This is a genomic window from Bacillus sp. FSL R5-0397, from assembly GCF_038593395.1.
GTDB lineage: Bacteria > Bacillota > Bacilli > Bacillales > Bacillaceae > Bacillus > Bacillus altitudinis.
Map to the genome: position 1 here is coordinate 2,895,668 of NZ_CP151992.1, position 13,918 is coordinate 2,909,585.

General features: G+C 39.3%; 13 protein-coding genes. 2 read left to right on the forward strand and 11 right to left on the reverse strand.

Features of this window, described 5'->3' with window-relative positions; genetic code table 11:
• Window positions 1-29: 29 nt before the first annotated feature.
• A complete protein-coding gene (locus NSQ70_RS14950) occupies window positions 30-1,337 on the reverse strand; it encodes a HAMP domain-containing sensor histidine kinase (protein ID WP_342502240.1) in 1,308 nt (435 codons plus the stop codon).
• A complete protein-coding gene (locus NSQ70_RS14955) occupies window positions 1,324-2,019 on the reverse strand; it encodes a response regulator transcription factor (protein WP_041507734.1) in 696 nt (231 codons plus the stop codon). Before NSQ70_RS14955 ends, NSQ70_RS14950 begins: the two co-directional genes overlap by 14 nt.
• A 237-nt stretch (window positions 2,020-2,256) precedes the next feature.
• Here NSQ70_RS14955 and NSQ70_RS14960 point away from each other — a divergent pair, with 237 nt between their 5' ends.
• Complete coding sequence (locus NSQ70_RS14960) at window positions 2,257-3,462, forward strand: DUF418 domain-containing protein (protein ID WP_024719772.1); 1,206 nt, start codon at window positions 2,257-2,259, stop codon at window positions 3,460-3,462.
• A gap of 78 nt (window positions 3,463-3,540) precedes the next feature.
• Here the strand turns inward: NSQ70_RS14960 and NSQ70_RS14965 are convergent, their stop codons facing one another.
• Window positions 3,541-4,479 (reverse strand): WYL domain-containing protein, encoded by a 939-nt coding sequence (locus tag NSQ70_RS14965; protein ID WP_342502241.1) that lies wholly within the window; start codon window positions 4,477-4,479, stop codon window positions 3,541-3,543.
• Window positions 4,480-4,562: 83 nt separating this feature from the next.
• Here NSQ70_RS14965 and NSQ70_RS14970 point away from each other — a divergent pair, with 83 nt between their 5' ends.
• Window positions 4,563-5,207 (forward strand): NAD(P)H-dependent oxidoreductase, encoded by a 645-nt coding sequence (locus NSQ70_RS14970; RefSeq protein WP_342502242.1) that lies wholly within the window; start codon window positions 4,563-4,565, stop codon window positions 5,205-5,207.
• A 78-nt stretch (window positions 5,208-5,285) separates the two neighbouring features.
• Here the strand turns inward: NSQ70_RS14970 and NSQ70_RS14975 are convergent, their stop codons facing one another.
• The 8 genes from NSQ70_RS14975 to sufD form a co-directional block, all read right to left on the reverse strand.
• Window positions 5,286-7,142 carry an alpha/beta fold hydrolase gene (locus NSQ70_RS14975; RefSeq protein WP_342502243.1) on the reverse strand — a complete coding sequence of 619 codons (1,857 nt, stop codon included), beginning with the start codon at window positions 7,140-7,142 and terminating at the stop codon, window positions 5,286-5,288.
• A gap of 57 nt (window positions 7,143-7,199) precedes the next feature.
• Window positions 7,200-7,766, reverse strand: a complete 567-nt coding sequence (locus NSQ70_RS14980; RefSeq protein ID WP_338705726.1) for a TetR/AcrR family transcriptional regulator — start codon at window positions 7,764-7,766, stop codon at window positions 7,200-7,202.
• A 276-nt stretch (window positions 7,767-8,042) separates the two neighbouring features.
• Window positions 8,043-8,351: a hypothetical protein gene (locus tag NSQ70_RS14985; protein WP_073412669.1), complete on the reverse strand. Its 309-nt coding sequence runs from the start codon at window positions 8,349-8,351 to the stop codon at window positions 8,043-8,045.
• A gap of 165 nt (window positions 8,352-8,516) precedes the next feature.
• Window positions 8,517-9,119: a hypothetical protein gene (locus NSQ70_RS14990; protein ID WP_096881824.1), complete on the reverse strand. Its 603-nt coding sequence runs from the start codon at window positions 9,117-9,119 to the stop codon at window positions 8,517-8,519.
• A gap of 397 nt (window positions 9,120-9,516) precedes the next feature.
• The gene (gene sufB, locus NSQ70_RS14995) at window positions 9,517-10,914 is read right to left on the reverse strand and encodes a Fe-S cluster assembly protein SufB (RefSeq protein ID WP_007500362.1); all 1,398 of its coding nucleotides are present in this window, start codon (window positions 10,912-10,914) and stop codon (window positions 9,517-9,519) included.
• A 17-nt stretch (window positions 10,915-10,931) separates the two neighbouring features.
• Window positions 10,932-11,378: a Fe-S cluster assembly sulfur transfer protein SufU gene (sufU, locus tag NSQ70_RS15000; RefSeq protein ID WP_003212941.1), complete on the reverse strand. Its 447-nt coding sequence runs from the start codon at window positions 11,376-11,378 to the stop codon at window positions 10,932-10,934.
• Window positions 11,368-12,588 (reverse strand): cysteine desulfurase, encoded by a 1,221-nt coding sequence (locus NSQ70_RS15005; RefSeq protein ID WP_058336897.1) that lies wholly within the window; start codon window positions 12,586-12,588, stop codon window positions 11,368-11,370. Before NSQ70_RS15005 ends, sufU begins: the two co-directional genes overlap by 11 nt.
• Window positions 12,588-13,901 (reverse strand): Fe-S cluster assembly protein SufD, encoded by a 1,314-nt coding sequence (gene sufD, locus NSQ70_RS15010; protein WP_058336898.1) that lies wholly within the window; start codon window positions 13,899-13,901, stop codon window positions 12,588-12,590. Before sufD ends, NSQ70_RS15005 begins: the two co-directional genes overlap by 1 nt.
• Window positions 13,902-13,918: the final 17 nt, after the last annotated feature.

The following is a 13,918-nucleotide window of genomic DNA, read 5'->3' on the forward strand; positions in this document are numbered from 1 at the left end:
TCCCCATTCCATGATGTTGTTTTTGCTCTCTACATTTTGGTATTCCAAAATCGCAGCACGATGTAGTAGGTATCGTTCTTTTCTCCACTTTCAAACTGTCCATGCATTCGGGACATCATCCGCTTGATGCTTCGTTCTCCGAGTCCATTGCTTTCCGGTATGATGTCTGTCTTTTTTATCGCATTGCTCACATGGATTTCAAAGACATCTAGGTCGGATAAAAAAGTGATCTGAATGTCCTTTTCAGGATCTGCGTATTTACGTAAATTTGACATCACATTATCAAACACTCTGCCAAGTTCCTCGACGTTTACGTTCATATAGCTATCCGGCATTTCGCCTACAATATGGACCGTGAAATTCTCCTGATGCAGCAGGGCGACCTGATCTGATAGAAGATCATAAATCACTTCTTTCACTGCAACGGTTTCAAGCTCTGACTCGTGCTCTTTATCTAGCAGGAAATAGGCAAATAGATTGTCAGACAGATTCTTTAATTGCAGGGCTTTTCCATACGCACTCGTTATATATTGCTCCTTGCGGGTATCCGCTAGAGCCTCCTCTTTTTTCGCAAATTCCAGATTCATGATGAGTGATGTCAGCGGGGTCCTCATATCATGCGACATTTCGGTCACTAAACTGCGGCTCTCTTCCTGCAGATCATCAATGGCCTGAAGCTTGTCCAAAAAGGCTGTTCTTAAATCCTCAATGCTCTTTGCAATCATGGCCAACTCATCATGCCCCTTCACTGTCATCTCATAATCGAGCTCACCACCTTCAAGAATATGAATCTCTTCACGGATCGTTTGCAAGTAACGTAGGCTTCGGCGAATGCCAACAAGCACAATCAGGAGAAAAATGAGTGTTGCACCAAGCAGTTCTAGTGTAAAGGCGAGATCGTGATATCGAGAGGAGTAAAACCCGTCTACCATAACCCTACCTTCTCCGTCGCTAAATTGAACCGGGTAAGAATGACGCTTTGCGTAGTCGGTCACCTTTTCTCTCCCATAGGCCGATTCGTCAGCGGCAGAGTAAATCGAGTCATATTGAAGCACTTCATCCTTGTAAACAGTGAGATTAATATAATCTTCTTTTTTCACCCACTCACCGAATGCTTTTCGATCCGTTGAAGTCAGCTCATGTTCTGAAACGTAGCGGCTGAATGTTTGAATGTATCTGGCTGACTCTGCCTGATCATACTCATCCGAACTTAAATATCCTTCAATCAGGTGATCGGTGATCTTTTGCAGTGTCAAAAAGACAACACCACTTACGATAGCAGCGACCAAAATGAGCAGTGACAGCTTTTTGGTCAGCGTATATTTACGATGTGCCAAACCGGTATCCTCTCCCCCATTCTGTTTTGATATACACGGGACGAGCCGGGTCATCTTCAATTTTCGCACGCAGCTTTCGGATATGCACCATAACCGTATTGTTTGAACAATAAAAATAAGGCTGGCCCCACACGCTTTCATAAATATTTTGAGCAGAAAATATTTTGTTTCGTTTGTTCATGAGCAGTTTTAATATCCGATATTCTAAATCAGATAACTTGATTTGCTGCCCATTTTTCCACACTTCATTAAATTCCTCACTCACCTTCAGGCTACCGCCAACTAAATAGGTTTCTTCCTGTTCCTTTTTTTCCTGATAGATGGTATATCTGCGCAATTGCGCCATGACCCTAGCGTGAAGCTCCTCTTCTGAAAAAGGTTTTGTCATATAATCATCTCCGCCAGCGAGTAATCCTTCGGTTTTATCCCATGTACTAGATCTGGCGGTCAAAAATAAAATTGGCACATTTGAGGTGGCTCTTATTTGCTGGCACGTTTCGATCCCAGAGATACCTGGCATCATAACATCCAAAATCACCAAATCAAGCGAATCATCTACAACATACAATGCCTGCTTGCCATTCATGGCTCTCAGCACCTCATACCCTGCACGTGTCAGAGATTCCTGCAAAAGATCACCGATATCCTGATCATCCTCTACAACTAATATTCGATGGGTCATGTCTCAATCACCTCATCCTTCATGATGTTCATTCTTATATGTTATTACTATATATCATCTAGCTATGTGAAAAGATACACCATAAATCTTAAGTGTTTATGAATATGATCAATTGCCATCAAGTTGTCACATTTATTTTCAAAAAATTGGATCTTCATAAATGATTAAGAATTGACCTGTATATTGATTCATTGAAGGATTTATCTTTAGATCCAATACACGAAAAGGAGCATAGATATGAATGTAAACAAGGTAGAACACGGACAACCAATGAGTCTCAAAGAACGGGTGCATTTCTTGGACATCGTACGAGGATTCGCCTTAATGGGGATTATTTTGGTCAACTATTTTTTGATTGTGGATTCGGTCAAGGGATTTGAGATGGAGTCTAATGATGGTTTTCACCACATTGTGAATTGGTTTGCCTCGGGGAAATTCATTACGTTATTTTCTTTTCTATTCGGGGTTGGTTTTATGATATTTATGGATCGAGCCGCTCAAAAGGTGGACAGCCCGAACAAGTTGTTTGCTCGCAGATTAACCATTCTCTTAGGGATCGGTCTTCTGCATGTCACGTTTGTATGGATTGGAGATATTTTAACCTATTATGCTGTCGCGGGCTTTTTACTGCTTTTCTTTTACAAACGCACAGCCAAAACCATCCAGTACTGGCTCATCACACTCTTTGTGATTCAATTGCTCACGCCTCTTTTCACCATGCTGCTCAATACCATCAGTACAGGATCATCAGGCAAGCCGGATTTTGCCGATTTTGAATTGACCAGTCACAACAGTCTGACTTATTTAGCATCGATAGGTGACCGGTGGACGGATATGTTCACGATGGCTTCGAGCTCATTTTCCACCGTCTATTCCATGTTCTTCATGTTTTTACTTGGTGTGTATTTTGTGAAAATGTCGTTTTTCAAAAACATGGAGACGAAAAAAGCGATTTGGAATCGTATTTGGATGATTTGTACAATTGCTTTTCTTATCACACTAGCCAGTACGATTATGACAGCGGTCACCCCTTTTGAACATACGCCATGGATGAACATTGTCTCTGCACTTGAGCAAAATGGGGGATTGACTGGCAGTATGTTTTATATGAGTTCACTTGCGATGCTGTTTCTGCACATTCCTCAGCTGCGAGGTGCTTTAATGGTGTTCACCAAAGTCGGCCGAATGTCCCTGACCTGTTATTTGCTTCACTCCATTATTGGAACAATGCTATTTCTCAAGTACGGAGCTGGACTTGCCGATCATCTTTCACCGGCTGGCACGTTCTTCATGGCAATTGGCGTGTATGCCTTCCTTGTCCTTTTCAGTACATTATGGTTAAAGCGATTTAAGTCTGGACCGATGGAATTTATCTGGCGTCAGCTGACGTATGGAAAGGTCAATGACCAATCGAAAACAAATACATTTCAGGCGGCGAAGTAGAAGTAATAGAAAAAAGGCGAATTACGACAGTTCGCCTTTTTTCATGTGTTGAGTTTTTGTGATTCAGATACAATCCGTTCATTTTATATATTGATCCATCATTTCTTGCAATTGAGTCAAATAACTCTCTTTTAATTCATCGGGGTATTCAATTTTCACATGTTTCCCAAATGAGATCAAATAGTGAGTCATATACGATAATTCTTCTTGGTTGTACCCACCCAATATATAAGGCGTATCATCAATGGTCTCCAATCTCATATTCGGATAATGATTCTTCAAAAACTTCTCTTTCCCTTGTTCCGTTAATCGACATTTAAAAGAGATATCATGATAAGTTTTTTCGTACTCGAGCTGCAGTGCTTTTAATTCTTCCTTCGTAAAAGTGTCTTTCGTTTCTTCTTCGATCATCATGTCCGTCATACAATCACATCTGTAGATGCCCCACTTTTTATTCTGAACATCATATGCTTCGGTAAACCAAATCCCATTTCGATAAAACAACTCAAGAAATTGTAGCCTGATCCTTTTATGTTCATATTGAGTGTATGTCATCTTCACGTTTTGATCTTCCATCATTGCCTGCAATATCAAATCCAAATGATTTTGTTCACTTACTGGCGCAACATGATAGTAATGAATCACATCCAAAATCTCCGTGATCCGCTGTTTTCTCTCATCAGACATTGTAGCAAACAGTTTTTGGCGAATCTGTGAGTAAGACTTTTTAAACGGTGTTGCTGACAACAGATCTAAGGCTTTAAGAGCGAAAAAAATGGCTTGAACTTCATCTATTCGAAAATAGATCGGAACCAATGGGGATTGATTCACGAGCCGATATCCTCCATGTCTGCCATTTTCAACATAAAAAGCTAAGCCCATGGACTCTAGCTCTTCCATATCTCTTAAAGCCGTACGTTTAGAAATGCCAAATTCAGTTTCTAAATCTTTTAATTGAAATGAATATTTATCACTTAAAAAAATAAGCTCTTGGTTTAAGCGTTCTGATTTTTTCATTTGATTTTCCTTCTGAAAAAGGTGACATGTTTTGTCACCTTTATATTTTATACTCAGTTTATCAAAAGAAAAGGAGCATGTATATGCAAACACTAATCATTAACGCGCACCCAGATTTCACTCATCGAGAAAGTTATTCAAACAAACTGCAAACACTATTTTTAGAACACTTTAAAAAAAGATTCCCTCATGAGGAGCCAACAATTTTACATTTATATGGAACTGAAATTCCTCGTATCGAAAAAGAACAGCTACTAGGTATTTGGGAAAAGCAAGCATCTGAACAATCATTAACAGCTGAGGAGGAAAAAATTTCCGCTTCTTCTGCTGCTTTATTGGCTCAATTCAAAGCACACCATCGAATCGTGATTGTATCACCTGTTCATAATTTCAATGTGACATCACGTATGAAAGATTATATAGATAATATCTTCATTGCTAGAGAAACGTTCAAATATACAGAAAATGGTTCAGTTGGTCTGATGACTGACGATTATCGTGTACTTTTGCTTCAAGCAAGTGGCTCAATTTTCACAAATAACGATCGGTACACACCACTGGAATTTTCATATTATTATCTAAAGGAAATATTCCAAAACTTGATGGGTTTTCATCAATTTCATATTGTCCGGGCACAAGGAACAGCGATTTTAGATCAAAAAACTATCTTACAATCTGCATCTGATGATATGACGAAAACCTTAGATGCGTTTTATGCACCTCGTTAACCTCTATATTTTCAAGACCCAGAACGAAAAATTTTGCTCACTTGTCATCATTCTCATTTTTTCGTTTTGGGGTGACTCCTATCTGCTAGTACAAATATTATTGATGACTAATACTGCCGTTTCACTCGGATGGCTAAGAGGGAAATGGTGGCCATACGGAACAAAATCAACCTTCCCAAGATGCGATGGCGCAGAATAGCCTCTGTCATACTCCCCCCAAATCATGTGAAGATGATCCTTTGTGACTTCTTTAAAGTCACCTCGATCGGTTTTCAGTAATAAATGGTTAAGCTGAACCGTCGTATTTAAAATTCTAGGAGAAGTAAAGCTGTTTCTGATTTTTTCAATATAATGTTTAGGGATGCTCTCCGTGCTTTCAAACAAACCATTTCTTAATACATAACGCTCTATCAAATGAGTCGTTGCCAATCTTAATGTCCATTTGTTCAGAAATTGAGGAACATGTAGTGTTTTTGCCTTTTGTTTAGCAACAGGCGGCTGAAGTAAAGTGATGGAATACTTCTTATCTATGTACTTTTGTGCCAAAGCTTCTAGAAGAATATACGCACCGAATGAATGACCGATTAGATGTGCACCATTCGTCGCTTTCTCTATTACTTTTTTCACTACATTTAAATAGATATCTAGAAGATGTTTCTCTCGTTTAAATGGAGAACGCCCCAAACCAGGAAGGTCCAAGATCCATACAGGTTGACCTGTTTTCTCATGAAGCTCCTGTGCTAAAGGAAATAAATCTTCTCCATCACTCAATAAACCATGTAATAAAATAAACGGCTTCCCTTCTCCTTGTAATTGGTAAAGGGTGTTATTATCGCATAATGTTCGTTTAAATAAATGTTGGTGCTCACCATTTTGAGCCATCATTCGATAATCTAGATCAGCTACTACAGCAGGGAAAAATGTCATGACACTCGTCTTCTTATACCAATCTTCTCCCATTATTTTTTTCACTGAAGCATTTGAAAACGTTCGTTTTGTCATAAAATTCAATCCGTCAGAAGGAATGTTTGTGAGTTTACTGACACCACTCTTCATGATAGCTTTCATCAGTGGCATTGGGACAGAGATGCTAGGGGCCTTCATATTCATACTTTCTGACATAATACTTAATAGTCCAGCAACGTTCTGATCGTGCTCTTTGTCTTCAACAAGTGTATATGTTTGAATAGCCGGCTGCTCCAACTTGAAAACCTGTACAATAAACTTCGCAAACTCATCGTTTGAAATAAGTGGTAACCGATAGTCCTTACCTCCAGGAATCACCGGCATGAGCCCTCTTCGCATACTCTTTACAAGCAAACCCAATCCTGCAATTTGCTCTGTACTCCCTGTTTGACTACTACCAACGACAGTTGGCGGATTAATGACAGAAAGAGGATAACCTACTGAAGATGCCTGTTGACGAATATAAAGATCTGCTAAAAACTTTGTTCTCTCATAAGGATTTTTTATTTTCAAGTAATCGTTTCCTTCTTCAAACACGTCGATGGCAATCTTGCTATTTTGATCATCAAAGGGACTCATATAACCGACAACATGAATAAATTGTTGCAAACCCTTCGATTGATGAATACTTTTAGCTAAATCACTAATGTGTTTGGCGCCATTCAAAAAGACAGAAGCTGCCTCTTTACTGGTTGCTTGAATATCCATCGGGCCTCCTGCGTGAATGATCACATCCGTCTTCAATACCCTCTCTTTATCTTCAGGACTTAGACCTAAATCTATTTTCGTCAAATCACCTTCAACAAAGTGCATCACTGACTCTTTTAAAATACCTCTTTCTTGAAAAATGCGTGTTGCTTTACTTTTTGACCTTACTAAAAGAAGAATGTTCACATCCTCTTTCGCTAATTCCTCGACTAATTGCTTCCCAATAAAGCCCGTTCCACCCGTTAAAAATACTGTTTTCATGTGAAATCTCCTTTTTAGTACTAATCAGTACTAATTTGATGTAAAAAAAATGCTTCTTTATCGAAGCAAGTTAAATAAATGATCTGCTGTTTTTGTGATGACAGTGGCATCTTTCAATGTTTCTGAAATAAATAACGCTCCTTCAAGATTTGTCATAAAAAGTGATGCCACCTCATCAATCTGTATCGAATCTCTGAATTCCCCGTTCTCTACACCTTGTTTCAGTAATAGAGAAACTTTCTTTTGTAATCCTGTAAAAAAAAGACCTATTTTTTCTTTTATTTGTGTGGCCTTTGCAGGACTTTGAATATAAAGAGTAATAAATGGACAGCCACCCTTATACTCTCTCGACTGAACGCCTTGTGATAATTTCTTTAAAAACAGTTGAATACGATCTTCAACTGAAAATTGGGTCTGAGACAGTACGTCATCCATTGCAGATTGATACATATCAATCCAATAATCAACGACCCCTTCTAATAATTCCTCCTTATTAGAAAAGTGATAATACACATTAGACTTTGATACTTTGCTTACACGTACCAATTCATCCATACTTGTATAAGCAAACCCTTTTTCCAAAAATAATGTTGCAGCTACTTCAAGTACACGTTTTTGATTCATTAATTTTGCCTTTGTCATGATTAGAACTATACAGTACTAAATTATATGTTGCAAGTATTTATGATCATTTAGAAAAGAGTTTGATGAAAAAGTTTTCTCGATACAGTCAAACGCAAATGAGGAAACAAACCCTATATCCCATTCCATGGCTTTAATGATAATCATGATGTGGTTTATTTAAATAATGGCTCTGTTAAACTTTAGTGTTGGTAATGAATGAAATTAAGAGGGAACCTTTATTGTCAAGGTTCCCTCTACTTTTGAATCAGCACATATTTAGTAAAACTCGGATACATTTTTACAATGTTCCTCCAATTCAACTATTGTAAGCAACTGTGTTTTTGGATATGGGTTTGAGTTTTCTACGGAATACGTTAGATGAACCAATGCGAATTTTTTTAGTTCACTTATCCAATAAACGACATCATCGGTATCTTCCCTTTTCGCAACTGCGATAGCCTTTTTTCCGTAGAGAATGTGATGTGGATGAACTTCTTTCTTTAATTCATCATTTAAAAACTCCGACATACTTTCATTGATTATCCACCAAGGTTCATCCATAAATGTTTCAAGAACACTTATCATATCATTAATCACTTCCCTAAATTAAGAGACTATCTATGAGCCTCCGAAAATTAAACATTAAATTTCGAAAGACGTAAGCTATCATAAGAGTTGTTTTCGTCAGCAAAATATCTAACAAGATGAATTATTAATAGTGAGAGGAAACTAATAATAAGAGAGTTTCTTTTAATTATAATCTTCTCCTACCATTAAAGTACTATACTTTGTTTTAAATTTTTCATACTTTCTCTCATCCTTAAATAATAAAAATGCCCCTCTGTCATCATAAATATGATAAATAAAATCTTTATTTATAAAGAATATTTCAGGATAACTACAATATTTGTCATTGAACCTCGGAGCCATACTTTTAAAATCTTGATTACATATAGCCTTGATTATTTTCTTGTACTCTATATGCTGTTTTTTTGTTTCTAAAGAATACTGAATGACTTTTCCATTCTCATCTTTAGAATTTTTTACATTGAGTCTATATTTATTAATTTTTTTTGAATATTTACTATATACTCCTATCGGCCTCTGTAATGAATGCTCGCTTCGAACAATTGTGACGACGAACAATAAATCGTTCTCCCCAAAAAGTTCATCAAATATACTTATTGCAACATTATAAACCTTATTAAAATATTGAGGATTTAAATGGCCTTGATCATTAAACTGATACATGTCTTTTTCGAGTTGAATATGAAGGCTTAGAGGTAACTCGTTAAAGGAATCATTAATTAAATCAATATTGAATTCACTTTGTAAATAATCTAGGTGAACCATATCTCATTCTCCATTCATTCTTTTATGTACAATTCTTATTTTATTAATACTCGACCACTTTTATTTAGTGTAGCTATACGCTCTCCGGATTTATTCATTAATTTGTAGTAACTTCCTCCATGAGAATTCCCTTTCCCAAAATCTCTTGAAATGGACCAACCAGATGTAGGATCTTTCCACTTTTGTCTACCTTTAACCTTCTTAGTGAAAAGAGAAATCTTAATCCAGTATCATTCAATAAAGATTTTTACATTTTTTAGTCAACTTAGATGTAACCAATGAAATAGAAAAAGACGAACTTAAAAAGTTCGTCTCCTACACTAAAAGGTCATCTTGATGGGCACAAATTCAGCACGCTTCATCGACCTCTTATATCAATCATTTTCAATCCTCTGTATTAACCAATAGAACCTTCCATCTCAAACTTAATCAAACGGTTCATTTCAACGGCGTATTCCATTGGTAGTTCTTTTGTGAATGGTTCGATGAAGCCCATGACGATCATTTCTGTTGCTTCTTCTTCAGAAATTCCGCGGCTCATCAAGTAGAATAGCTGTTCTTCTGATACTTTTGATACCTTCGCTTCGTGCTCTAATGAAATGTTGTCGTTTAAGATTTCATTGTAAGGGATCGTATCAGATGTTGATTTGTTATCCATGATGAGTGTATCACACTCGATGTTTGAGCGTGCCCCCTCTGCTTTGCGTCCGAAGTGTACGATTCCACGGTATGTGACTTTACCGCCTTGTTTGGAAATCGATTTCGATACGATCGTTGAAGATGTGTTTGGTGCAAGGTGAATCATTTTTGCACCTGCATCTTGGTGCTGACCTTTACCTGCTAGGGCAATACTTAATGTCATACCACGAGCGCCTTCACCTTTTAGGATAACCGCTGGGTATTTCATTGTCAGCTTAGAACCGATGTTTCCATCAATCCATTCCATTGTTGCATTCTCTTCACATACTGTACGTTTTGTCACAAGGTTGAAGACGTTGTTTGCCCAGTTTTGAATCGTCGTATAACGGCAGTAGCCGCCTTTTTTCACGATGATTTCAACAACCGCACTATGAAGTGAGTTTGTTGTGTAAACTGGAGCTGTACAACCTTCTACGTAATGCACATGTGCGCCTTCATCAACGATGATCAGTGTACGTTCGAACTGACCCATGTTCTCAGAGTTGATTCGGAAGTATGCTTGAAGTGGTGTATCTACTTTTACGCCTTTTGGTACGTAGATGAATGAACCACCAGACCATACAGCCGAGTTAAGCGCAGCAAATTTGTTGTCAGTCGGAGGAATGACTTTTGCCCAGTGCTCACGGAAGATGTCTTCGTTCTCTTTTAATGCACTGTCTGTATCTTTAAACACAATGCCTAGATCTTCAAGATCTTGCTTCATGTTGTGATACACAACTTCAGATTCATACTGAGCAGATACACCTGCTAAGTACTTTTGCTCTGCTTCAGGGATTCCAAGCTTATCAAAGGTTTGTTTGATTTCTTCTGGTACTTCATCCCAAGAACGCTCAGAGCGTTCTGATGGTTTTACGTAGTACGTAATTTCATCAAAGTTTAATGCATTTAAATCTCCGCCCCATTGTGGCATCGGCATGTTGTAAAAGTGCTCAAGAGATTTCAAACGGAAGTCGAGCATCCACTGAGGCTCTTCTTTCATACGAGAAATTTCTTCAACGATCTCTTTTGTCAGTCCGCGCTCTGAACGGAAAATGGAAACGTCTTTATCAGAAAAGCCGTATTTATATTCACCAACATCTGGCATTTTTTTAGCCATCCATTTTCACTCCAATCTTATGATTTGCCGTTATCTTCGGCAGATGCGCCTTTTTCAAGCGCCTTCCAGGATAATGTTGCACATTTGATGCGCGCTGGGAATTTTGCGACTCCCTGCAGCGCCTCAATGTCACCAAGATCAATGGAATCGTCGTATTCTTTTCCTAGCATCATATCGGAGAAAATCTGAGACATTTTCAAAGCTGTTTCAATATCTTTCCCTTTAATCGCCTGCGTCATCATAGAGGCAGATGCCATCGAAATCGAGCATCCTTCTCCTTCAAATTTCGCATCCATGACCTTTTCGTCTTCGATTTTCATCGTGAGACGAATGCGGTCACCACACGTAGGGTTGTTCATATCGACGACAATGCTGTCGTTTAACACACCTTTGTTTCTCGGATTTTTATAATGATCCATAATCACTTGTCTGTACAGTGTGTCTAAGTTTACATTAAAAGACATTCGTAAAATACTCCTTTGTCTTACGGAGCGCTGCCATGAGCTCGTCAATCTCCTCTTCTGTATTGTACAGATAGAAGCTTGCTCTTGCAGTCGCTGATACACCAAGCCATTTCATGAGCGGCTGTGCACAGTGATGTCCAGCACGAATGGCGACACCTTCCGTATCTAGAACAGTTGAGGCATCATGAGGATGGACGTCGTCCAAGTTAAACGTCACAAGTCCAGCTCGGTGCTGCGGTCCGTAAACCGTGGCACCTTCAAGCTCCTTAAAGCGCTCAAGTGCATAAGTCGCAAGCTGATGCTCGTAACGGCTGACTTCCTCCATTCCGATGTCATTTAAGAAATCAATCGCTTTTCCGAGCCCAATTGCTCCTGCAATAATCGGTGTTCCCGCTTCAAATTTCCACGGCAGCTCTTTCCATGTAGAATCATATAGATCCACAAAGTCGATCATTTCACCGCCAAACTCAGCAGGCTCCATATTATTCAAAAGGTCCTTCTTCCCGTAAAGAACACCAATGCCAGTCGGTCCACACATTTTATGCCCAGAGAAGGCGAAAAAGTCGCAATCCAAGTCCTGAACATCAATTTGCATGTGAGGGGTGCTCTGGGCACCATCGACGACGATAATTGCACCGTGATCGTGAGCAATCTTTGCGATGTCTTTAATTGGGTTGATGGTTCCTAATACGTTTGAAACATGTGTGACAGCAACGATTTTCGTTTGATGTGTGATGGTTTGCTTCACATCTTCAAGCGACAGCGTGCCGTCTTCCTGTAACGGAATATATTTCAATGTGGCGCCAGTTGCTTTTGCTGCCTGCTGCCAAGGGATGATATTCGCATGATGTTCCATATGCGTAATGACGATCTCATCGCCTTCTTTAAGGTTTGCTCTAGCATAGCTGATTGCCACTGTGTTCAGTGCTGTTGTTGTACCTCTAGTAAAAATAATCTCCTGGACAGAAGAAGCGCCAATGAATGCTCGAACTTTCTCTCTTGCACCCTCGTATGCGTCCGTTGCTCTTGTGCCAAGGGTATGAACACCCCGGTGGACGTTCGAGTTGTAAGACCGGTAATACTCATTCATTGCTTCAATGACAACTCGTGGTTTTTGAGATGTCGCTGCACTGTCCAAATACACCAAATCATGTCCGTTCACTTGCTGATGAAGGATTGGAAACTGCTCACGAACGTCTTTGATATTCATTATTTTACTTTCCTTTCAATCACAGAAACGAGCTGCTTTTTAACTCCTTCAATCGGCAGTTCTTTGACGACTGGATTTAAGAAGCCATAAATGACAAGTCTTTCTGCATCTTCTTTGGAAATCCCACGGCTCATGAGGTAATAGAGTTGAATTGGATCAACACGCCCAACAGAAGCAGCGTGCCCTGCTGTTACATCATCTTCATCGATTAAAAGAATTGGGTTAGCGTCACCGCGTGCTTTCTCACTCAGCATGAGAACACGAGATTCTTGCTCTGCATTTGACTTCGTTGCGCCATGCTCGATTTTACCAATCCCGTTAAAGATAGAAGATGCTTGATCCTTCATGACACCATGCTTCAAGATATACCCTTCAGAGTTTTTACCGAAGTGGATGATGCTTGTTGTGAAGTTTTCCGTTTGATTCCCGCGGCCAACAACAACTGATTTTGTATCACCGAATGTACCGTCGCCCATAAGCTTCGTGATGTTTTCAGACACGACATCTCCATCATTCATCAGGCCAAGTGCCCATTCGATTTTACTGTCACGACCATTTGCCATACCACGTCTATTCACATAGACTGTCACACCTTCTGCAAGGTTATCCACTGCACCGTAAGTGACGCGGGCATTTGCACCCGTGAAGACTTCAGACACGATATTGAAGATCGCTTCTTCTGGTGTTGCCGTACTGATGTAGTTTTCGACATATGTCACAGCACTATGATCGTCTGCTACAACGATGACATGGTTGAACAACGTTGTTTTGTCATTTTCATGAAGATAAACGGCTTGAATGGGTGCTTCAAGCTCTACGTTTTTCGGTACATAGAGGAAAGCTCCGCCATTCACTAAAGCAGCATGTAGAGCTGTTAATTTGTGCTCATCCACTTTCACTGCATCTGTCATGAAATATTTCTTCACTAGGTCTCCATGTTCGCGAATCGCTGTATGGATATCAGTGAAGATCACGCCTTTGTCTTTTGCTTCCGTAGAAAGAGACAAGTATGCTGGCGTTTGATCACGCTGTATATAGACTGTCTTATCCGTGTCCTCTAAATCAATAAGAGACTTCACTTCTTCAGGAAGCTCTTCTAAAGATCCAAATGGCGCACTTTCGACTGTATGCTGTTTGAAATTGGTTAAATTCCATTTAGAAATATTCGTTTTGTCAGGCTTTGGCATTGGAAGGTCTTCTGCTTTTTCAAGAGCCTGTAAGCGAAGGGAACTCATCCATGCCGGTTCCTGATGCTTCTCGGAGAAGCTTTTGACATAATCTTGATCTACTGATAATTTCGTTTCTAATGTCATCAATAATCCTCCTAACG

What these genes read in the sequence shown, in the direction of transcription:
- NSQ70_RS14990 (WP_096881824.1), bottom strand. Translation starts at nt 9,119, where the DNA reads ATGGTTCACCTAGATTATTTACAAAGTGAATTCAATATTGATTTAATT.
- NSQ70_RS14955 (WP_041507734.1), bottom strand. Translation starts at nt 2,019, where the DNA reads ATGACCCATCGAATATTAGTTGTAGAGGATGATCAGGATATCGGTGAT.
- sufB (WP_007500362.1), bottom strand. Translation starts at nt 10,914, where the DNA reads ATGGCTAAAAAAATGCCAGATGTTGGTGAATATAAATACGGCTTTTCT.
- NSQ70_RS15005 (WP_058336897.1), bottom strand. Translation starts at nt 12,588, where the DNA reads ATGAATATCAAAGACGTTCGTGAGCAGTTTCCAATCCTTCATCAGCAA.
- sufD (WP_058336898.1), bottom strand. Translation starts at nt 13,901, where the DNA reads ATGACATTAGAAACGAAATTATCAGTAGATCAAGATTATGTCAAAAGC.
- NSQ70_RS14965 (WP_342502241.1), bottom strand. Translation starts at nt 4,479, where the DNA reads ATGAAAAAATCAGAACGCTTAAACCAAGAGCTTATTTTTTTAAGTGAT.
- NSQ70_RS14975 (WP_342502243.1), bottom strand. Translation starts at nt 7,142, where the DNA reads ATGAAAACAGTATTTTTAACGGGTGGAACGGGCTTTATTGGGAAGCAA.
- NSQ70_RS14980 (WP_338705726.1), bottom strand. Translation starts at nt 7,766, where the DNA reads ATGAATCAAAAACGTGTACTTGAAGTAGCTGCAACATTATTTTTGGAA.
- NSQ70_RS14985 (WP_073412669.1), bottom strand. Translation starts at nt 8,351, where the DNA reads ATGATAAGTGTTCTTGAAACATTTATGGATGAACCTTGGTGGATAATC.
- NSQ70_RS14970 (WP_342502242.1), top strand. Translation starts at nt 4,563, where the DNA reads ATGCAAACACTAATCATTAACGCGCACCCAGATTTCACTCATCGAGAA.
- sufU (WP_003212941.1), bottom strand. Translation starts at nt 11,378, where the DNA reads ATGTCTTTTAATGTAAACTTAGACACACTGTACAGACAAGTGATTATG.
- NSQ70_RS14960 (WP_024719772.1), top strand. Translation starts at nt 2,257, where the DNA reads ATGAATGTAAACAAGGTAGAACACGGACAACCAATGAGTCTCAAAGAA.